Raw genomic sequence first — 18,879 nt, 5'->3', positions numbered from 1 at the left:
AAGGTCGCATGGCTCAGCAGAAGATTACATTTGGCGGCGTCGACATCCTGCGCTTTCTCGCCGCCGTCATGGTCATGGTCTACCACTATGGCTTCTGGGTGTGGGCGTATCCTGACGGTGTTTCGGCGCGCGCCACGGGCGGCGTTCCCCCGCAGCTGGCAATAGGCGCCTGGGTCGAATCCGGCTGGGTCGGCGTCCAGATCTTCTTCGTCATCAGCGGCTTCGTCATCGCCTTCAGCGCCGAAAGGTCGACACCCCTGCGGTTTTTCGAAGCCAGGGTGAAACGGCTGGCGCCGGCCGTGTGGATCTGTGCGCCGGTCACTGCGGCGGTGCTTTTGATCGTCGGCCTCAGCTGGCCGACCGATGCCGTCGTCAGGCTCGTCCGCACCGGCCTGTTCGCCCCTTACGCGCCATGGGTGGACAGCGTCTACTGGACGCTCGGCATCGAGATCGCCTTCTATGCCGTCGTCTGGACCTTGCTGCGGCTCGGCCGCTTCCATCTAATGGAAATTGTGGCCCTCGCCATCGGCCTGATCAGCGCGCTGTTCTGGTGCCTCTACTACCCGCTCGACTGGGCCGACCTTGCCGAAACACGCACGCTCGACCTGCTTCTGGTGCATCACGGCGTGTTCTTCGCCACCGGCGTCATGCTGTGGCTGATGCGCTTCAAGGCGGTGACAGCCGCCCGCCTAGCCTTCTGCGCCCTGTTCCTGGCCGGTGGCGTGCTGCAGATCGCCAGTTCGGTCGACGTTCATATCCTGAAGGTCGGGCGTGATATGCCCTTCGCCCCGCCGATCCTCATCTTCCTCATAGGCATCGCGCTGATGGCGTGGTCGCTGCGGCTCGACCTCTCCTGGAGCGGCTGGCGCCGGATCGGGCTGATGACCTATCCGCTCTACCTGCTGCACGATGTCGTCGGCGCGGCCCTGCTCGGCATCCTGGTCCGCGCCGGTCTGCCGCATCTGTTCTCGATGGCGGTCGTCGGCGCGACGATGATCGCGGCAAGCTGGCTAGTGGCGACCGAGGCCGAACCACGCATCCGGCTGCTGCTCGACCATACCGTTTTCCGTTATCGGCTCAAGGCAGCCTGACGACGGTCCGGCAGACCGGGCCGGCCGCCGACCTAAAGCATGTCGCGCCTGAGCGGATTCAGGCCCACTCCAGGCCTTTGTTCCACGGATCGCTCTCCCAAAACGGAGCTCACTTCCGAGCGACATGCATTGGCGGTGCCGACCCGGCGCAGCTGCATTTTCCACGATTGCGGAATTCTTCGTTTCGGGCATGATAACAGGCACTTATGCCTTCGGCATGAGAGCTTGCCTCGAGACGCCCGGCACGTGACCCTGTTCCAGCGAAAACCCCGCATCGCGGCGCGTCCGCGCCTCGATATCGACATGCAGGACGCTGTCGTCTATGCGATCGGCGACGTGCATGGCTGCTACAAGGAACTCCGCGCGCTGGAGCAGAAGATCCTGCTCGATTCGCTGCGCTTCCAGAGCCGCAAGATCATCGTCATGCTTGGCGACTACATCGACCGGGGGTTTCAGTCGGCGCGGGTGCTCGATCACCTCCTGGCGCCGCCGCCGAAAGGATTTCAGCGCATTTGTCTTGCGGGCAACCACGAAGTGGCAATGCTGAACTATCTCGACGGAAATCTGTCCCGCGAACCCTGGCTGGCGACGGGCGGCCTGCAAACCCTGTTTTCCTATGGCATCGATCCGGCGCGCCTCACCAGCCTCTACGGGAGCAGCGCGCAGATCGACCGGCGCATAAGGGAGATCATTCCGGACGATCACGTCAGCTTCCTGCGCGGGCTGCCGATCATGGTCCGTTCGCGGAAGTTCGTGTTTGTCCACGCCGGCATCAGGCCCGGCGTCGACCTTGCGGCGCAAACCGACCATGACCTGATCAACATCCGTTCGGACTTCTTCGAGGCAACGCACCTGCTCGACCGCTGGGTGGTGCACGGGCATACGCCGGTGGATGTCCCGAAGCTCGAAGGGCGCCGGCTCGGCATCGACACGGCCGCCTTCCAGAGCGGACGCCTGACCGCCGTCAGGATCGCCGACAAGCAAGGCAGGCTGATCTTCTCCTGACGCGCAACGATATTCAGGTGTGCTGGCCTGAAGATCGATACACTTCAGAGTGGACCCACTCGCGCAACGGTCGACGTCAGACCGGCGCCTTGCCGCGCACTTCCGACTTTTCCAGATAGTAGCTCGAATATTTATCGAAGAATTTTTCCGAACCGCCGAACGATCCGTATTTGGCCAGTTTCTTCAAATCGACCTTGTTCAGCACCGCGCCGACGATCTTGTTGGCGACATAGGGTTCGGATTCCAGCATCGACCTGACCATCGCGCGCGGGGTGCGCCCCCACTCGGTGACCAGTACAAAACCGTCGACCAATGGCGCGAAGGCCTTGGCGTCGACCACCGGTCCGAGCGGCGGCAGATCGACGACGATGTATTCGAACGTCTCCTTGGCGTTCTCGATGAAGCGCCGCATGCCGGCCGAGGAGAGAAGTTCGCTGGTATGCGAGAAGTGACCGCGCAGCACCGCCGGGATGATCGCCAGCTTCGTCTGCCTGTCGATCTTGCCGACGGACTGCCAGGTCTGGCCGCCGACCACCGCTTCCATCAAGCCCTGCTCGGTTTCCATGCCAAGGCCTCGGCTGAGGCCGGGATTGCGCAAGTCGCCGTCGATCAGCAGCGTCTTGGAGCCATTGGCGGCAAGCAAGCCGGCGAGATTTGCCGCGACCGTCGACTTGCCCTCGCCGGGAAGCACCGAGATGATGCCGATGACGCGGCTGCCTTGCCCTTCCATCACGACGTCGAAGGCGATCTTGGCGCTGCGCAGCGTTTCGGAGAACATCGAGGCTGGAGAATCGATGCTGACCCGCATGCGCGCCCGCTTTTCGGCTGAAGACAGCGATTGGGTGGTCTTGGCGTCCACCTGGGTCTCGCCCGGCTTTTCTTCCTTGCCGAGCTTGCCGCCGATCGTCGGCAGGTAGCCGAGGAATTTCAGGTTGACGCGGTCGCGCACGTCCTCGCCGGTCCTGAAGAAGCGTTCGTTAAACTCGTTCAGGCCACCAAAGCCGGCGCCCATCAGCAGGCCAAGCACCAGCGAAAGTCCGAGCACGACGATGGTGCGCGGGCTTGAGGCCGTCATCGGCATCGACGCGTCGGAGATGATGCGGATCTTGCCGACCGGGAAGGACTGCTGCTGCGCGGCTTCCTCGTAACGACCCAGGAATGTCTGATAGAGCGTGGTGAGCGCCGTCGCCTGCTGATCGAGTTCACGCAGCTTGACTTGCGTCTGGTTGTCGACGGAACTCTTGCCTTGCGCGGCCGCGACGTTGGCCCTGAGCGCGGTCTCGCGTGCCTGCGCCACCTCATATTCGTTGCGATAGCTTTCGGTCAGCTGCTTCAGCTCGCCGAAAATCTGCGTCGATATGTCGGCCTTCTCCTTGGAGAGAGCCACCGCCTGCGGGTGCTCGGGGCCGAAATTCGCCTCGACGTCCTGCAGCCGCTTGGCCACCGTGAGGTAGCGGGTCTTGAGCGCCGATATGACCGAGCTGCTTGGCTGGTCGCTCGATATGGCGGCATCCTTGAAAGCGTTTTCGGAGCCGCTGTCGACGATGGCCTTGTACTGCTGGTAGCGGGCGCTGGCGCGTGCGGTGTCGGCCTGCGCCACGATAAGCTGGGCGTTGAGGTCGGAAAGCTGCTTGTCGCTCATCAGCTGGCCATCGCTGTTGGCCGCCAGCCCATGTTCAGCCCTGAATTTCTCAACCGCGAGCGAAGCTGCCTGCGAGCTCTGGCGCAGCTCCGTCAACCGGCCCTGCAGCCAGACCGCAGCCCGCTCGGTGGCATCGAAGCTGGCATCGAGCTGATCGGCGAGATAGGCATCGGCATAGGCCTTGGTGATGGCGTTTGCCAAGGCCGGATCCGTCGCCTGATAGCCGAGCGCGATGACGTAGCTTCGGCCGACGCGTTCCGCCCGGATCTCGTTCTGCAGCTTGAGGATCGCGTAGTCGCGGCGCGACGTGGCGATCAGCGCATCGCGGGCGGCCGGGTCGAGCTTGCTGAAGTCAGCGCCACCCGGCATGGAAGAGCTGGGGCGGACATACTGGATCAGGCCGCGGATGAGGCCTATGCCTTGGGCAAGCGCCGACTGGGGCGGATTCATGAACGTGTCGTTCTGGTCGAGCTTCAGCTTGTCGACGACCACGGCGGCAAGCCGCGTCGAGGTCAGGATCTCGATCTGGCTCAGGATGGCGGAATCGGTCTGCATGGTTGTCGACGTCGCCGAAATGTCGTCGACGATCTTGTTCAAGCCCTCGTCGATCAGCACGCTGGCGATCGACTGATATTTGGGCGGCGTTGTCTGCAAATAGAGCAGGCCCAGGAAGAGACCGATGACGGCACACACGGCAACCACCTTGGCCTGCCGTGCGGCCATGCCAAGCAGCCGCTCGATATCGATGAAGTCTTCGCCGTCTCCTGCGTCCGAATTCGGCAATGGCATCCTCTTGTCGAGAGGAAAGTTGGCATAATTCATCTTCGGTCCAATTCTAGAGCCGGTCCTATTCCGATTGATCGCAATTGGCTCTATCTTACTGTTTCAACATGATCTTTTCCGGAAACCGGGACCCACTTTCAGGGATCATGCCTTGGCTTGCAGGCGCCTCGAAGATCGGGAGCATCGCCAGAGCAATGCAAGCGTCGTGCCAGACGGAGAGAACCTGCCGGCCCCTCTTCGCCGGCCATCTGACGATACTCCCGAAAGATGGGCATTATGCAGCTTCTTCCTGGCGTTCATGCGACCGGACGAACTCCTGAAGCATCTCGAAAACCGGACCCTTCATGTCGTCGCGCGCCAGCGCGAAGGCGATGTTGGCCTGGATGAACCCTTCCTTGGAACCACAGTCGAACATGCGGCCGAGAAAAGGCTGGGCGAAGAACGGCTGATCCTTCGACAGACGAACCATGGCATCTGTCAACTGAATCTCATTGCCGGCGCCGCGCTGCTGATTGCCCAGGAGCGCGAAAATCTCCGGCTGCAGGATGTAGCGGCCGTTGATGTAGAAGTTCGAAGGCGCATTGGCCGGCGCCGGCTTCTCGACCATGGCCGTCACCTCGAAACCGCCGCCGATCTCGGCGCCACGGCCAACGATGCCGTATTTGTTGGTCTCGCTGGGTTCGCAACGCTCGACGGCGATCACGTTGCCGCCCGTGCGCTCATAAAGCTCGACGGTTTCGGCGAGGCATCCGCGACCGCCGAAGGACACCATGTCCGGCAGCAGCAAGGCGAAGGGCTCGTTGCCGATAACCTCGCGCGCGCACCAGACGGCATGGCCGAGGCCTTGCGGGGATTGCTGGCGGATGAAGCTGGTGGCGCCGGCCACAGGCAGCATGCTTTCGAGCGCCTCCAGCTGGGTCTTCTTGCCGGTCTGCTCCAGGGTGCCGATCAATTCCGGATGCAGGTCGAAATAGTCCTCGATCACCGCCTTGTTGCGACCGGTCACGAAGACGATGTGTTCGATGCCCGCCTCGAAGGCCTCGTCCACCGCATATTGGACGACGGGCCTGTCGACGACGGGAAGCATTTCCTTCGGCATCGACTTGGTCGCCGGCAGGAACCGCGTTCCAAGCCCCGCCACCGGTATCACGGCCTTCCTGATTTTCTTCATCGCAAATTCCTTCTGAGGAGATCGACTTCAATCCGTTCACAGGCCACGAAAATTCCCTCCATGTGCCTGCATCTTCACCTCCCCGCCCCGACGGCAAATTGTGCCGCCATTCTTCGCAACCGCACGGCGATCGGCATGCCCATATGCCTGACCGCCGCCGGGTCGCTGAGCGCAGTCCGGATCGCCTTGAGCGGGGACCGCGCCTTGATGTGCTGTACCAGTGACAGAAACGATGCCGCCTTGCGCAGGCTGCGACCACGCCGCGCGAACGCGGCCTGCGCGGCCTCATCCATCCGATGGGTTTGAGCGAACACGGCATCCGCCCTGCGCATGGCTTCGACGTGGTGAAGCTCGAGCACGCGCGAAATGGAGGCGCTGCGAATATGGTAGGCATAGCCGATATCGGGCTCGACGACGCATTTTCCGCCCTTGGCCAGGGCGGCGGCAAAGAGGATGTAGTCTTCGCCGATCCTCAGCTTCTCGTCATAGCGAAGCCGGTTTTCGTTCAGGAACTCGCGCTGGAAGACCGGCTTGAGGTATCCGAGGTTGAACTTGGATTCGAAGACGACGTTGCCGGCGATGTAGGTGGCCAGCGAAATCTCGCGCAAGCCTTCCAGATATTGCCGCGGAAACATCGCGTCCTCGATAACGCCGTCCTCGCGAACGACCTGCAGATTGTCGACGGCGATCTGGGCATCCGCGCTTTCGGCACGCGCGATCATCTTGGCGAGCCGGCCGGGAAAGACCGCGTCGTCGGAATCGAGAACCGCGATCCATCTGCCGTGGGCGGCATCGAGGCCGGCATTCCTGGCGCCGCCCGGGCCGCGATTGCTTGGCAGGGCGATGACACGGACGATATCCCCTGGATAGGCCCGCGCAACATCGAGGGTCGCATCGTGCGACTTGTCGTCGACGACGATGATTTCGACACTGACACCCTTCTGGGCGATGGCGCTGGCGATCGCCCGATCAAGGGTCGTCTCGGCATTGTAGGCGGCAATAACGAAGGAAACATCGGGGATAGAGCTGACGTCAGGCTGCACGCTTGCCTCCCTCCTGTGGCGACGGCTGGCCATAGAGGCGGATTTCGCGGATGCCGACGAGGCCGCTGACGACACCAACATGCATAATGCCGCGCAGCAGGCTGCGGTTCCTGCGTACCGGACTGACGACGACCGGAAGTGCCGAGGCGAAGCAATAGATGGCCTTTGCCGAGGCCAGGCCGACCTGCTTGGCCAGACCGATTCCGCTGGCGCTGCTGCCCAGGAGATGGCCATGCGTCTGGCCGACGCGGAAGCGGCGGCGGCCGAGCCAATCGAATGCCGCCCTGGAGCGCGGCACCACCTCGTCGACCCACGCCTCGGGCGAGAAGGCGATGCGGCCGCCTGCCTTGTGCATCTGGTCGAAGAATTCGGTGTCCTCGCCGCCGGTCTGGCCACGCGCCAGGCTGAAGCGGCGGCCGCGCAGGCTGTCCGAGCCCATCCGCAGCAGAACGTTGCAGGTGTAGCCGGTCTGGATCTCGCCGCGCACCCAGACGGGCAAGGTCGAATGGAAATCGCCGCGCCGCATCCAGTCCGGCGCGTCCGGGCGATAGCGCGCCCTGACCGGGCCGAGCACGGCGGCGGCACCGCTTTGCTGCGCCATCGCGGCCAGTTCGGCAAGCCATGGCGTCGTGGCCGTCTCGTCGTCGTCGATGAAGGCGACGAAATCCGCGGTGCTCGCATCGAGGCAGGCGTTGCGGGCGATCGAGATGTTGCGCGCCGGGGCGTGCTGATAGTGGATCGGCACCGTCAATTCCCGCGACAGCGCCGCCACCAGGTCACGGGCCGATGGGGTGTCGTCATTGTCGGCGACGACGATGCGGACATCGAATCCCACCGGCATCTCCATGGCGTCGAGCGAGCGCAGCGTGTCGGCCAGTTCCGGCCGGCGGAACGTGCAGACGCCGATGTCGATGCTGCGGTTCTTTGCCGACACCGCCATCAGGCCACTCCTCGTCGCGAGCCGAGGCCGAGAAGCTGCAGCCAGAAGCCGACCGACCAGCCAAGATGCATGACCATGGCCGAGACACCGGCCAGCGCAACGTCGGCCTTGCGCTGGCGGATAGCCGTCACCAGCCCGTAGCCCAGGCACACCGACGCCCACAGCAGCAGCGGCACCGCCGCCAGCCAGTGCACGAAAGAGAAGGCCGCCAGCAGCACCACCGGGAACACCAGCAGCGGCACCATCTGCCTCACCTTCGGGATGACGCGATGCTTCAGCACATTCTTGGCACGCCCGCGACCGTAGCCGAGATACTGGAAATAGAGGCCTGAGAGCGAGCCGCGCGGGTAGTAGACCATCTGCGTCTTGCCGCTCATCCAGATCTTGTAGCCGGCCTTGCGCAGGCGATAATCGAGCTCGGCGTCCTCGTTGTGGCTGAACGTTTCGTCATAGCCGCCGACGGCGCCGAACGCCGATATCCGCATCAGTGCATGATGGCCGTGATCGATCCACTGTCCCTGCGAAAGATGCCTATGCTTCGAGCCGCCGGTGCCGAGCTTGGAGTTCTGCGCCGCGGCCGCTGCTTTCTGCACGGCACCGCTGCCGCTGGTCAGCATCGAAACGACAACCGAATCCGCTGATGTAGCCAGCGCTTCCTCGACCAGCCGGTCGCAATAATCGTCGGGATAACCGCCATGCGCATCGATGCGGATGAGATAGTCGGCACCATCGCCGAAGGTACCGACGGCGAGATTGATCGCCGCGCTCTGGATGCGCCGCTTGTTGTGGAGCAGGATAACCCGCGGGTCCCTGGCAATGACTTCGTCTACGATGGAAAGCGTGCCGTCGGTGCTGCCGCCGTCGACGACGATGATCCGGGCGCCAAGCCTGGCGGCCGCGGGCCGCAATTGATCGAGCAGCGCACCGATATGGGCGGCTTCGTTCAGGCATGGGATAACGATCAGGCTGGATGAGGGTTTTTCCGTCTGCGTCATCAACCTCTGTCCATCTTGCCTCTGTCCATCCCCTGCCATCCTATGCCAATGCCTCGGCGGCAAACGAACCGGGCACGGCGGTCAGGCTGCGCAGCCGCTCGACAAGCGCACGGCAATCGCTGCGATCGTAGCTCCAGGTCCTCGGGTTGCGCGCCAGAACACGCCCCTTCAGCCTGGCGAAGCGATGCTCCTCCATCTTGCCTAGCGCGGCTTCGAGCGCTTCGGGCGACGCCTGCGGCAACAGCACGCCGATATCCTGCTGCTTGAGGAACCGCCCGGTCTCGGTATTGCCCATCGAGATCGGCACCGCGCCGAAACGGCAACCCTCATAGAGCCGGTTGGGCAGAAGCCATTCGGAGTTCTGCCCCGCTTCGAAGAAATCGATCGCCCAGGAAAAATGGACATCGTTGTAGATCGCCGCCATGTCTTCCGGATTGCGGTAGGGCCCGAGAAACGACAGCCATGGCTCGGCCTCGACAAAGCCGTGAAAGTCAGGGAATTCCGACAAAGCCGGACGGCCGCGCAGCACGATCTCGAAGCGGCCCTCCGTGCGGCGGGAGAAATCAGCCAGCAGCTCGAGCGAGCGGCGGCAGCGCAGCGCGCCGAACCAGCCGATCCGCCATGGCGGGCCGACCGGGCTCTCATCGGCCTCGGCAGCGCCGGGCACAATCGTCGCGGCCTCGAAATATTTGTTTTCGACCAGCTCGATGGGTGCCGCGACCTGGCCGAACGGCTTGAAATAATTGGCGATGAAGGCAGGCGAACTGGTCACCAGCAGCTTCACATCCCTGGCCAGAAATCGTTCGGTGGCACGCAGCGCCTTGCCCAGGACATCGTTGCGCAGCACAAGCCGATGAATGTCGAGGCACTCGTATACGATCGGAACCGATGCACCGAAGGCTGACCTGGCGCGGCGGGCAAGCGCCAGCATTTCCAGGTTGCGCGCGACGATGACATCCGGCTTTGGCATTCCGCCCAGCTTCGAGCCTATCGAAACGGCTGCTTTGGCTACGGCCGCGAGGCGTTGGCCGAATCGCCCGTCACGCGTCCCGCCGAGGTCGATCGGGCGCAGTCCCTCGATATCCGCAATCGGATTCGCGGTGCGACGGAATCCGGCCAAGGTGACCTGGGCCCCACCTGCCCTGAGCATCGTGATCCGCCGGCGCACCGCCGGGTCGGAAACGTCGTGCACTAGGTACAAGACATGCAGCATAAAAACTCGACCGCTGTTGGCCCACCCGAGGGAATGCTAGTACAGGTCTTGCTGCATCGCAACATTTTTGGTGCGGCGGTCCACGTTTTCTGTTGCACTGCAAAATTATTGCCGTAGTTTGTGGTCGGCGGCGGTCGTGGATTTTCGGGCTCGAAAATCCACGTAAAAAATCAGGAATCCTGAATTTGGAAGCCAATGCATTCGATCCGCCAGAAGGCTCCTTGCGCAAATCGGTTGGGCGCGGCGCGGTTGTCACGGCCATGGCGCAATCGGTGCGGGTCGCGACACAGATTCTGTCGGTTATCGTGCTGTCGCGGTTGTTGTCGCCACAGGATTTCGGTGTCGTGGCGATGTGCGCGCCGGTGCTTGCCTTTATCGCACTGTTCCAGGATTTCGGCCTGACCCAGGCAACGATCCAGAAATCAGGCATCCGGCATGAGGAGGTGAACTACCTCTTCTGGATCAATGTCGCCGTCAGCGCGATCCTGGCTTGCGTGCTTGCGGGTGCCGCGCCCCTGGTTGCTGCCTTCTACGGCGAGCCGCGCGTGACAGGTCTGGTGGCTGCGTTCGGGCTGCAGATCATGGCCTATGGGCTTGGCGCCCAGCATCTGGCGCTCTTGACGCGCCGTATGCAGTTCGGCCGGCTGGCCGTCATCGACGTCGCCAGCGCCATCGCCGGGCTTGCCGTGTCGATCGCCTGGACCTTCATCGATCGCTCCTATTGGGCCCTGTTTGCCGGCACGCTGACCGGTGCCGTGCTGCCGACGCTCTGCTACTGGGCGAGTTCGCGCTGGCGTCCGGGCCTGCCGCGCAAGGTCGCCGGCATCGGCGAGCTGATCAATTTCGGCGCCGGCATCACCGGCTTCAACTTCGCCAATTTCTTTGCCCGCAACCTCGACAACGTGCTGATCGGCAAATATTGGGGCGAGGCGCAGCTCGGCCTCTATGACCGCGCCTACAAGCTGCTTCTGTTTCCGCTGAGCCAGATCACCAACCCCTTGTCGAAGGTGATGGTTCCAGCACTTTCCAGGCTGAAGGACGAGCCGGATCGCTACCGCAGCGCCTATCTGCGCGTCATGCCGCTGATCCTGCTGGTGGCGCTTCCCGGTGTCGCCTTCGCCACCGCGATGTCGGATGTGCTGATCCCCTTCGTGCTCGGCGAGCAATGGCGCGCAAGCGCCTCGATTTTCCTGGCGCTCGGCTTTGCCGGGCTGCTGCAGCCGCTCAACAATCCGGCGGGGTGGCTTTTCGTCAGCCAGGGCCGCTCCGGCGATTTCATGCGCTGGGGCATCATAACGGCCGTGACGTCGGTGCTGGCTTTCATGCTCGGCCTGCCCTATGGCGCGCTGGGCGTGGCGATCGCCTATGCGATCAGCGAATATCTGCGGACGCCTTTCCTATGGCTCTATGTCGGCAAGAGCGGACCGCTGCAGGCGCATCATGTGCTGCGCGCGGCAACGCCGTTCGTGCTTGGCGCCCATCTGGCGCTGGCCGCGATCTGGTTCGTCAAGCCAGCGCTGCCGCAGCAGCATGTCGTCGCCCTGGCCAGCAGCGCCGTGTTCGCCTACCTCATCACAATCATCATCGCACTGGCATTCGCCTCCGGCCGCGAAGCCTTGCGCGAGGCGCTCAAGATGCTGCCGGCAAGGCTGCCTGCGGCAGCGCCGCGCGAAGCGCAATAATTTGGGCGTCTTCGACTGCTACGGACATCTCCTCCAGGACCAGGTCTGAACCATGCACTACCGATCGATCTCCGATATGAACGACGCCATCGTCAGGGGCCTGCACCGGCTGCCGCGCGACATCGACCTGGTCGTCGGTGTGCCGAGAAGCGGCGTTTTGGCAGCGACGCTGGTCAGCCTTGCCGCGAACATCCCGATGACCGATCTCGACAGCTTCCTGGCTGGGCGAATCTACACATCAGGCGTCACCAAGCGCCGGGCCGCTCTCGACCGCAAGGTTTCCGAGATGCGCAAGGTGCTGGTGATCGACGACAGCGTCGCCGGCGGCAATGCCATGCGCGACGCACGCGCCCGCATCCAGGCTGCGGGCATCGAGGCGGACTTCACCTTTGCCGCCGTGTTCGGCCTTGAGCCCCTGCACCAGGAAACCGACCTCGTCTTCGAGGTCGTGCCGCATCCGCGCATGTTCCAGTGGAACTTCATGCATCACAAATTCCTGGCGCAATGCTGCGTCGACATTGACGGCGTGCTGTGCCTCGACCCGACAGAGGCGGAAAACGACGACGGCCCGGCCTATGAGAAATTCCTCAGCGAAGCGCGGCCGCTCCATGTCGCGACCCACAGGATCGGCTGGCTGGTCACCAGCCGGCTGGAGAAATACCGCGCGCTCACCGAGGCATGGCTCGCCAAGCATGAGATCAAATACGACCAGCTGATCATGCTCGATCTGCCGAGCAAGGCGGAACGGCAACGACTCGGCGCGCATGGCAGTTTCAAGGCCGATTTCTACCGCAAGTCCGATGCCATCCTGTTCATCGAGAGCGAGCACGAACAGGCGCTGAAGATCACCGAACTGTCAGGCAAGCCGGTGCTGTGCGTCGAAACGCATATGGTCAGCTTCCCCGACGCGCTGTCGCTGCCGGCACTTGGCCAGGCGGCCCGCAACCTGCCGGCAAGGCTGCGGCAGATCAAGTCGCAAGAGGGCCGCAAGAGCGCCGCCAAGACCATTGCCCGCGCACTGCTTGGCGCCCGCGGCTACGAGACGCTGAAAAGCCGGGTCAAGCGTCCGGCCTGACCTGCTCAGGCGGCGTCGTCAGGCCGCCTGTCGCGCGCGCTGCTGCATGACCCTGTCCAGTATCGAGAAGAAGGTGATGAACTGGCGATCGGGATCGAGTTCCGGGCGCCCGGCGAAGCTGCGAGCGAGACCGGAAAGCCGGTCATATTCCTGGTTGTCGTTCCACAGCCGCCTGACGGCCGTGACCCAATCGGCCAGCGGAGCATCGTAATCCAGCACCACGCCACCGGAGCCGACAGCCTCGGGCAGACCGCCGCGCCGCGAACCGATAACGGGGATTCCGCTGCAATGGGCCTCCGAAGCGACGCGGCCCCACGCCTCTTCCCACTTGCTGGGAGCAAGCAGGATCTTCGTGCGGCCATAGACCGTCTTCATGTCGCTGGTGCGGCTCTCCAGGACGACATTGCCCAAGGGAGCGATCGTCTGTTCGATCCGCGCCCGGTGATCGTCGTCGAGCTTCCAGCTTTCGACGAACAGGAATGGAATTTCGCGGCAGGCGCCGGCAATCCGCACCGCGAGCTCAAATCCCTTTTCCTCATAAGGGTTGATCAGCGTGACGAACTGGCCCGTCGTCGGCGTCGAGTAATGCGCCGGGTTGATGGTTGGCGGGATCACTGCTGCCTCGATGCCGAATTCTTTTTTGTAGGTTCGCGCGGTGAAATCCGAATTGGCAATGTAAAGCGCCGAATGCAATTCGCGCAGATCGCCGCCCAGTTCATGGAACTCGACATTGCGGAGATAAACGACCAGAGGCACGCCCTCCGCCTGCAGCGCCTTGCCGATCGGAACCGATTTGTGACACTGGACCACGGCGACATCGGGCTTCAGCCTGTCGACGGCATAACCCGCCGCTTCCCAGGGAAACCAGGCCCGCACCACCGGATAGCCGGGATAGCTGTCGACAACCGCCGGCTGCCGCAACAGCTTCATCTTGGCGCGCGCCTTGAAGCCGAAGACACCGTCACCGAACAGGGCGGCGAGCACAGCGGCTTCATGACCGTGCTCGATCAACTGTTCGGCCAGATGATGCGTGCTCGACTGAACGCCGCCACTGAACTCGGGCGGGTAGCCGTTGCCGCCTGCAAAGAGAACTTTCATGATCGGGCTCCTTGTCGCATCTCGTATTCCTTGCTCGGAGACAACAGGCAAAGGCCGCCGCCTCGCTTTCGACGTCAGGCAAGTTTCGGCGGCTCCAGATTGGCGAAGGGATTGGTACAGGATTGCCAGCCGGTAAACCGGATCGGGTCGTTGGGCGAACTGCGCCAGGCGTAGTCCGTCAGCATATGGAATTCGGCGACGACCCAGCGGTCGAAATGCAGCAGATCTTCCCGCTTCCGCCGGGGCAGCAAGCGACGCGCGGCGCCCAGCTTGAGCTCCTCCACCAGGGTGACGGCGTCACTCAGTTTTTCGCTTGGAAAGTTCCATGGATTCCGGTCGCGGAACGCCAGCACGAACTGCTGCAGATGCTCGATGCGGATGTTCAACTTGCCAAGGTATTTTTCCAGCGTGACGCGCACCAGATCCTCGTCCGAGAAGGAGGAAACGGTGGCGTAGGCGACCCCCGTCGAAACCACTCCGCCAGCCAAGACGGCCAGGGCCGAGCGTCTGGAAATCTCGATCATGCGATACCTCCTTTCACGCGATCCGGCTCGCCGCCCGCAAGGACAGCGCTGCCGCGGTCAGGCTCGGGTTGGCGCAGGAGCAGCTCGGATAGGTGCTGGTGCCGACGACGACCAGGTTTCTGAGCTGATGGTGGATCATGCCGCTGTCGACCACAGAATCGGCCGGGCCGGTGCCCATCCTCAGCGTGCCCTGGACGTGCGATTCGGTCGGCCGAATGCCGCGGTCGAAGAGCTTTTCGACCGGCAGCGGCGCCAGAAGGTCAGGCAATTTCTCCAGAGCACGCGCCATGCCCTTCACCGCGTAGTCCGATGGCGCCTTGAAGCTGACGAAGGCATTGTCATCCGCGTCAAGCGTGACGTAGTTCTCGGGGTCGAGCAGGTTCTCGGTGACCACGACCAACGGCAGCGCCTGGCGTAGCCGCCCCTTTTCGGCACGCATTCCGTGCTGCCAGCGGTTCTCGAAATAGACCAATGCCGCCGCATGCTCCGATCGGTGAGGACCATCATAGAGGCCGAAATTCAGGCCTGTTGTGATGGTGCTGCCGTCGAAATTGTCGACGCCGTCGAGATAGACCTCGAAATTCCAGCCGTAGGATTCATGCAGGCCGCTGCCGACAAATTCGCCGCCCAGGCCGGATCGCAGCATGATCGCCGCGCTCTGGATGGCATTGGCGCCGAGAATGAAGAGATCGCCGCTGACCTGGTATTCCTTGCCGTCATGGCTGAACGTGACCGAACGGACAGCGCCGCCGACGTGATCGAGCCGGCGCACTTCCGCACCGAGGCAGACCGAGATGTCGGGATGCTCGAAGACGTGCATCAACCCGTTGTTGACGGTGAATTTGGCGTCGACCGGGCACAGCCAGCAACGCAGATTGGCACAGCACGAGCTGCGCTGCGCGGTCGGCACGCGAGCCCGCGCGGTTGGCATGACGAAGTGCTGGTCGGGCTGCGCCGCCTTCATCATCCTGTCCGGTGTCGACATGCGATGCGGCGGTTGCGGAAACGGCTTCGAGCGGGGCAGCATCGCCGCCATGTCGGGGTCGCCGGAGATCGACATGATGTCTTCCGCGTCGCAGTAGAACGGCTCGACGTCGTCATAGCTGATCGGCCAGTCATTGCCGATGCCGTAGGTGCTTTTCAGCCGGAAATCATTGGGATGAAATCTTGGCGTCTGCGCGAACCAGCAGTTCGTCCCGCCACCCAGTCCGATCGTGTAGTTCCACGGCTTGTCGGAATTGGTCTTGTAGGTCGTCTCGTCTTCGATGTCGGTGTTGACGTTCTGTTCGAGCTGCCATTCATGGGTGTTGTGGCGTCCCCACTCCAGCACCAGAATGCGCGCCTTTCGGCGCCTGGCGAACTCATGCAGGAAGAAGGCCGAACCGAAGCCGGAACCGATCGCGACGAGATCGAAATGATCCTTGGTGATTTGCTCCGGCTTTACGTCCAGCACCATCAGCTACAACTCCACACAGAATACGCGCTCAACCCCAGCGTCCGCAGGTCGTGTGCGGACCGGTCTTGCATCCGTCTGCCAGGGCCCGGTCTCATGCCGCCATTCTGCCGATCGAGTGATATTCGATGCCGTGGCGGGCGATGACCTTGGGGTCATAGAGGTTGCGGCCGTCGAAGATGACCGGCGTGGTCAGCGCGTCCTTCACCGCGTCGAAGGACGGCGCGCGAAAGCTCTTCCATTCTGTGGCGATCAGCAGCGCATCGGCGCCGCGCAGCGCCGCCTCCTTGGTGCCGCACAGAAGCAGGTCGTCGCGCAGCCCGTAGATGGCCTGGCATTCCTGCATCGCCTCGGGATCATAGGCCTGCACATTGGCGCCGGCCTTCCACAGCGCCTCCATCAGGACGCGCGCCGGCGCCTCACGCATGTCGTCGGTGTTGGGCTTGAAGGCCAGACCCCAGAGCGCAAAGGTCCTGCCTTTGAGGTTGCCCTTGAAATAGCGGTCCACCTTGTCGAAGAGAACCGATTTCTGTGCGTTGTTGCGCTCCTCAACGGCGCGCAGCAGCTTGGCGTCGAACTTGACGCCTTCGGCGGTCTTGATCAGCGCCCGCACATCCTTCGGGAAGCACGAGCCGCCATAGCCGAGGCCCGGATAGATGAAATGGTAGCCGATGCGCGGATCGCTGCCGATGCCCTTGCGGACCTCCTCGATGTCGGCGCCGAGTTGTTCGGCCAGATTGGCCATCTCGTTCATGAAGCTGATCTTGGTCGCCAGCATGCAGTTGGCGGCATATTTGGTGAATTCTGCGCTGCGCACGTCCATCACGATCATCTTCTCGTGGTTGCGATTGAACGGCGCGTAGAGTTCGCGCATCACAGCCTCGGTGTCCTCGCTGTCGGTGCCGACGATGATGCGGTCCGGCTTCATGCAGTCGGCAACCGCGGACCCTTCCTTGAGGAATTCCGGATTTGAAGCGACATCGAAAGCCAGGTCCTCGCGGCCTCTTTTCTTCAGCGTGTCGGCGATCCTGGCCTTCACCTTTTCGCAGGTGCCGACCGGCACCGTCGACTTGCCGACGACGATCTTGGGTTTGTCCATTTCGCGGCCGATGGTCTCGGCGACTGCCAGCACATATTTGAGGTCGGCCGAGCCGTCCTCGCCCGGCGGCGTGCCGACCGCGATCATCTGGATCTCGCCGTGCCTGACAGCGGCGGCGGCATCCGTTGTGAACTTGATGCGGCCGGCGGCATGGTTCTCCTTAACGAGGTTTTCCAAACCGGGTTCGAAAATGGGAACCAGGCCCTGGTTGAGCCGCTCGACCTTGGCGGCGTCGATGTCGACGCACACCACCTGGTGCCCGACTTCGGCAAGCACCGCCGCCTGCACGAGGCCGACATAGCCAATTCCAAACACCGTCAAATTCATTCGGTTTCATTCCCATGCAAGGCAGCGGACCGTTTTCGGCCCCGCCGGTTCAAATCGACTTTCCCAACTACTTTACACTGCATGCCAGCGATTCCGGAAATTGACAGGGTTCGCCGAGCGCCGTGAAGGCGACCCGCTCGACCTGCAGGGAAAGCTTGCGGCCCGGATCCGCGAACGCTCCCATCCAGCCCTTCATCGTATCGCTGCCCCAAAAGCTGAAGAATATCTTCTGTGCATGGCTGGGCAGCTTCGCCGGGTCGGTAATCGTGTTCACCAGTTGGCCGTTGACGTACCATCGCAAGCTGTCCTTCTGCCAGACGAAGGCGTAGTCGTTGAAGGCCTTCTCCGTGCCGCCCGGTACGTCGACCAGTTTCTCGTTCTTGCCCTTGCCCGCGATATAGGCGTTGACCTGCACCTTGGAGGTGTCCTTGGTCAGGACCTCGAAGTCGATCTCGTCCCAGGGCTGCTTGTCGCTTGGACCGATATAGGTGAAGAACGCGGCGTTGAGGCCGGAGCCGGTATCGGTCTTCAGCCGTGCCTCATAGGTGCCATAGCCGAAGCGCTGCTTGGTCTGGATCTCGCCGCAGACGTAGTCGCGATCCTTCAGCGTCTGCTTTTCGAAGCCGAGCGACAGCACACCATTCGACAGTTCGACCATATTTTTCGACCAGGTGCAATTCTGATGGCTGCCGTTGTTCCAGCCGTCGGAAACATACCAGCGCGTGCGGTCGAAGCTTTTGAAATCATCGACAAAGGACGGCGATGTCGGAATGTCCTGGGCATGGGAAGGGGTTGCCAGGAAACCGCCAAGAGCAGCCAGCAGCAACGCACCGAGCGACCCCAGCCGCCGGGCGGCTTGTCCGGTCCGATATGCGAGAGGCGGTGCGTCAATTGCCGTCGTAGGTTTCGGATTCCAATTCATACCAAACTCACCTTTGCGCTGTGTGTCCCCAACCCAAAGTCGACGTTCGAACCGCTCCTGCACGGGCCAACCTTGACCTTCCTTGTGACCCTCTCGATTGCTTCTGCTTCCCGCCTTGCATCAAATCTGTTGCAACAGTTCCGAGCCTTCACGTTCAACCTCTGCCGGCGCCTGCCGGCCAGGCGAATTCCGCCGCGGCGGCCGAGGAGGCATCCTCGTCAAAGACCGTATCCAGCGAATGACGGAGCTCTTTCATCATGCCGTCCTGGCGCGACAGCGCCGCGATGCGGCGCTCGCAATTCAGGATCGACTGTGTCAGTGCGCTGACTTCCGAAGACCGCTTGTCGGAAGCAGAGCCGTTTTCCATCGCTTCGACCAGAAAGGCGGCGTTGGTCGACGTCGTCCGGTAGCGATTCTCAAGCCCGGCTCTCTCGGCCTCGATCTCGGCCGCAATCTGCTCGAACAGCTTTGCCAGACGATCAAGACGTGAAACATCGGCCTGCCGGTCGCGGGCCGGATCCCTTGATCTGAAACCGAATATCGAGGCCATGAACTCAGGTTCCCGTCATCGCCGGCTTGTGGGCCGGGCTTCTGGCCGATCCCCGCAGCCGGGGCCCAAAAACTCGTGTTGCGTTGTCATGCTCCTTTTGAGGGAGAGACATCAGACCAATCCGATCGGGGGCCAGTTCGGCTGGTCGTCCACTATGCTGCACCGCAACATAGACTGCCATCGTCGGAGCCGCGAGGCAACCACCCAATTCGTAAACTCATAAATCCGGCCGAAATGGTTTGCGTGATGACATGCCGCGAGTGGAC

The 18,879-nt window shown here is 62.7% G+C and carries 16 protein-coding genes; 4 read left to right on the top strand and 12 right to left on the bottom strand.

Annotated features, from left to right (window positions below; all coding sequences use genetic code 11):
- The first annotated feature begins 8 nt into the window (after nucleotides 1-8).
- Complete coding sequence (locus LB519_RS01535) at nucleotides 9-1,091, top strand: acyltransferase family protein (protein WP_224618432.1); 1,083 nt, start codon at nucleotides 9-11, stop codon at nucleotides 1,089-1,091.
- A 246-nt stretch (nucleotides 1,092-1,337) separates the two neighbouring features.
- Nucleotides 1,338-2,096, top strand: a complete 759-nt coding sequence (locus LB519_RS01530) for a metallophosphoesterase family protein (protein WP_013528097.1) — start codon at nucleotides 1,338-1,340, stop codon at nucleotides 2,094-2,096.
- Between the two features lie 76 nt (nucleotides 2,097-2,172).
- On the opposite strand, the gene LB519_RS01525 is transcribed toward LB519_RS01530, so the two are convergent.
- The 6 genes from LB519_RS01525 to LB519_RS01500 form a co-directional block, all read right to left on the bottom strand.
- On the bottom strand, nucleotides 2,173-4,560 hold the full coding sequence (locus LB519_RS01525) for a polysaccharide biosynthesis tyrosine autokinase (protein WP_024501825.1): 2,388 nt from the start codon (nucleotides 4,558-4,560) through the stop codon (nucleotides 2,173-2,175).
- A gap of 235 nt (nucleotides 4,561-4,795) precedes the next feature.
- Complete coding sequence (locus tag LB519_RS01520) at nucleotides 4,796-5,692, bottom strand: UTP--glucose-1-phosphate uridylyltransferase (RefSeq protein ID WP_013528099.1); 897 nt, start codon at nucleotides 5,690-5,692, stop codon at nucleotides 4,796-4,798.
- A gap of 74 nt (nucleotides 5,693-5,766) precedes the next feature.
- The gene (locus tag LB519_RS01515; protein ID WP_224618428.1) at nucleotides 5,767-6,735 is read right to left on the bottom strand and encodes a glycosyltransferase family 2 protein; all 969 of its coding nucleotides are present in this window, start codon (nucleotides 6,733-6,735) and stop codon (nucleotides 5,767-5,769) included.
- On the bottom strand, nucleotides 6,725-7,675 hold the full coding sequence (locus tag LB519_RS01510; RefSeq protein WP_224618427.1) for a glycosyltransferase: 951 nt from the start codon (nucleotides 7,673-7,675) through the stop codon (nucleotides 6,725-6,727). The genes LB519_RS01515 and LB519_RS01510 overlap by 11 nt, the downstream gene beginning before the upstream one ends.
- Nucleotides 7,675-8,670 carry a glycosyltransferase family 2 protein gene (locus LB519_RS01505; protein WP_063169886.1) on the bottom strand — a complete coding sequence of 332 codons (996 nt, stop codon included), beginning with the start codon at nucleotides 8,668-8,670 and terminating at the stop codon, nucleotides 7,675-7,677. The genes LB519_RS01510 and LB519_RS01505 overlap by 1 nt, the downstream gene beginning before the upstream one ends.
- A 40-nt stretch (nucleotides 8,671-8,710) precedes the next feature.
- Entirely contained in the window at nucleotides 8,711-9,883 is a 1,173-nt protein-coding gene (locus LB519_RS01500) for a glycosyltransferase (RefSeq protein WP_063169885.1), read from the bottom strand.
- A gap of 185 nt (nucleotides 9,884-10,068) precedes the next feature.
- On the opposite strand from LB519_RS01500, the gene LB519_RS01495 reads away from it, so the two are divergent.
- Complete coding sequence (locus LB519_RS01495) at nucleotides 10,069-11,565, top strand: lipopolysaccharide biosynthesis protein (RefSeq protein WP_013528104.1); 1,497 nt, start codon at nucleotides 10,069-10,071, stop codon at nucleotides 11,563-11,565.
- A gap of 52 nt (nucleotides 11,566-11,617) precedes the next feature.
- On the top strand, nucleotides 11,618-12,640 hold the full coding sequence (locus tag LB519_RS01490; protein WP_013528105.1) for a phosphoribosyltransferase family protein: 1,023 nt from the start codon (nucleotides 11,618-11,620) through the stop codon (nucleotides 12,638-12,640).
- An 18-nt stretch (nucleotides 12,641-12,658) separates the two neighbouring features.
- Here the strand turns inward: LB519_RS01490 and LB519_RS01485 are convergent, their stop codons facing one another.
- The 6 genes from LB519_RS01485 to LB519_RS01460 all read right to left on the bottom strand — a co-directional run bounded on the left by LB519_RS01485 (nucleotide 12,659) and on the right by LB519_RS01460 (nucleotide 18,613).
- On the bottom strand, nucleotides 12,659-13,738 hold the full coding sequence (locus LB519_RS01485) for a glycosyltransferase (RefSeq protein WP_224618423.1): 1,080 nt from the start codon (nucleotides 13,736-13,738) through the stop codon (nucleotides 12,659-12,661).
- 74 nt (nucleotides 13,739-13,812) lie between these two features.
- Nucleotides 13,813-14,262 (bottom strand): hypothetical protein, encoded by a 450-nt coding sequence (locus LB519_RS01480; RefSeq protein WP_013528107.1) that lies wholly within the window; start codon nucleotides 14,260-14,262, stop codon nucleotides 13,813-13,815.
- A 13-nt stretch (nucleotides 14,263-14,275) separates the two neighbouring features.
- Nucleotides 14,276-15,718 (bottom strand): GMC oxidoreductase, encoded by a 1,443-nt coding sequence (locus LB519_RS01475; protein ID WP_063169883.1) that lies wholly within the window; start codon nucleotides 15,716-15,718, stop codon nucleotides 14,276-14,278.
- A 91-nt stretch (nucleotides 15,719-15,809) separates the two neighbouring features.
- Nucleotides 15,810-17,141 carry a UDP-glucose dehydrogenase family protein gene (locus LB519_RS01470; RefSeq protein WP_013528109.1) on the bottom strand — a complete coding sequence of 444 codons (1,332 nt, stop codon included), beginning with the start codon at nucleotides 17,139-17,141 and terminating at the stop codon, nucleotides 15,810-15,812.
- Nucleotides 17,142-17,208: 67 nt separating this feature from the next.
- Nucleotides 17,209-18,063 carry a family 16 glycosylhydrolase gene (locus LB519_RS01465; protein ID WP_024501832.1) on the bottom strand — a complete coding sequence of 285 codons (855 nt, stop codon included), beginning with the start codon at nucleotides 18,061-18,063 and terminating at the stop codon, nucleotides 17,209-17,211.
- 154 nt (nucleotides 18,064-18,217) lie between these two features.
- Nucleotides 18,218-18,613 (bottom strand): hypothetical protein, encoded by a 396-nt coding sequence (locus tag LB519_RS01460; protein WP_224618422.1) that lies wholly within the window; start codon nucleotides 18,611-18,613, stop codon nucleotides 18,218-18,220.
- Nucleotides 18,614-18,879: the final 266 nt, after the last annotated feature.

This window comes from Mesorhizobium sp. AD1-1 (assembly GCF_020164655.1).
Lineage (GTDB): Bacteria > Pseudomonadota > Alphaproteobacteria > Rhizobiales > Rhizobiaceae > Mesorhizobium > Mesorhizobium ciceri.
This window is presented reverse-complemented; position numbering and strand designations above follow the sequence as displayed.

What these genes read in the sequence shown, in the direction of transcription:
- LB519_RS01465 (WP_024501832.1), bottom strand. Translation starts at nt 18,063, where the DNA reads ATGAATTGGAATCCGAAACCTACGACGGCAATTGACGCACCGCCTCTC.
- LB519_RS01485 (WP_224618423.1), bottom strand. Translation starts at nt 13,738, where the DNA reads ATGAAAGTTCTCTTTGCAGGCGGCAACGGCTACCCGCCCGAGTTCAGT.
- LB519_RS01480 (WP_013528107.1), bottom strand. Translation starts at nt 14,262, where the DNA reads ATGATCGAGATTTCCAGACGCTCGGCCCTGGCCGTCTTGGCTGGCGGA.
- LB519_RS01460 (WP_224618422.1), bottom strand. Translation starts at nt 18,613, where the DNA reads ATGGCCTCGATATTCGGTTTCAGATCAAGGGATCCGGCCCGCGACCGG.
- LB519_RS01490 (WP_013528105.1), top strand. Translation starts at nt 11,618, where the DNA reads ATGCACTACCGATCGATCTCCGATATGAACGACGCCATCGTCAGGGGC.
- LB519_RS01505 (WP_063169886.1), bottom strand. Translation starts at nt 8,670, where the DNA reads ATGACGCAGACGGAAAAACCCTCATCCAGCCTGATCGTTATCCCATGC.
- LB519_RS01520 (WP_013528099.1), bottom strand. Translation starts at nt 5,692, where the DNA reads ATGAAGAAAATCAGGAAGGCCGTGATACCGGTGGCGGGGCTTGGAACG.
- LB519_RS01470 (WP_013528109.1), bottom strand. Translation starts at nt 17,141, where the DNA reads ATGAATTTGACGGTGTTTGGAATTGGCTATGTCGGCCTCGTGCAGGCG.
- LB519_RS01500 (WP_063169885.1), bottom strand. Translation starts at nt 9,883, where the DNA reads ATGCTGCATGTCTTGTACCTAGTGCACGACGTTTCCGACCCGGCGGTG.
- LB519_RS01475 (WP_063169883.1), bottom strand. Translation starts at nt 15,718, where the DNA reads ATGGTGCTGGACGTAAAGCCGGAGCAAATCACCAAGGATCATTTCGAT.
- LB519_RS01510 (WP_224618427.1), bottom strand. Translation starts at nt 7,675, where the DNA reads ATGGCGGTGTCGGCAAAGAACCGCAGCATCGACATCGGCGTCTGCACG.
- LB519_RS01525 (WP_024501825.1), bottom strand. Translation starts at nt 4,560, where the DNA reads ATGAATTATGCCAACTTTCCTCTCGACAAGAGGATGCCATTGCCGAAT.
- LB519_RS01535 (WP_224618432.1), top strand. Translation starts at nt 9, where the DNA reads ATGGCTCAGCAGAAGATTACATTTGGCGGCGTCGACATCCTGCGCTTT.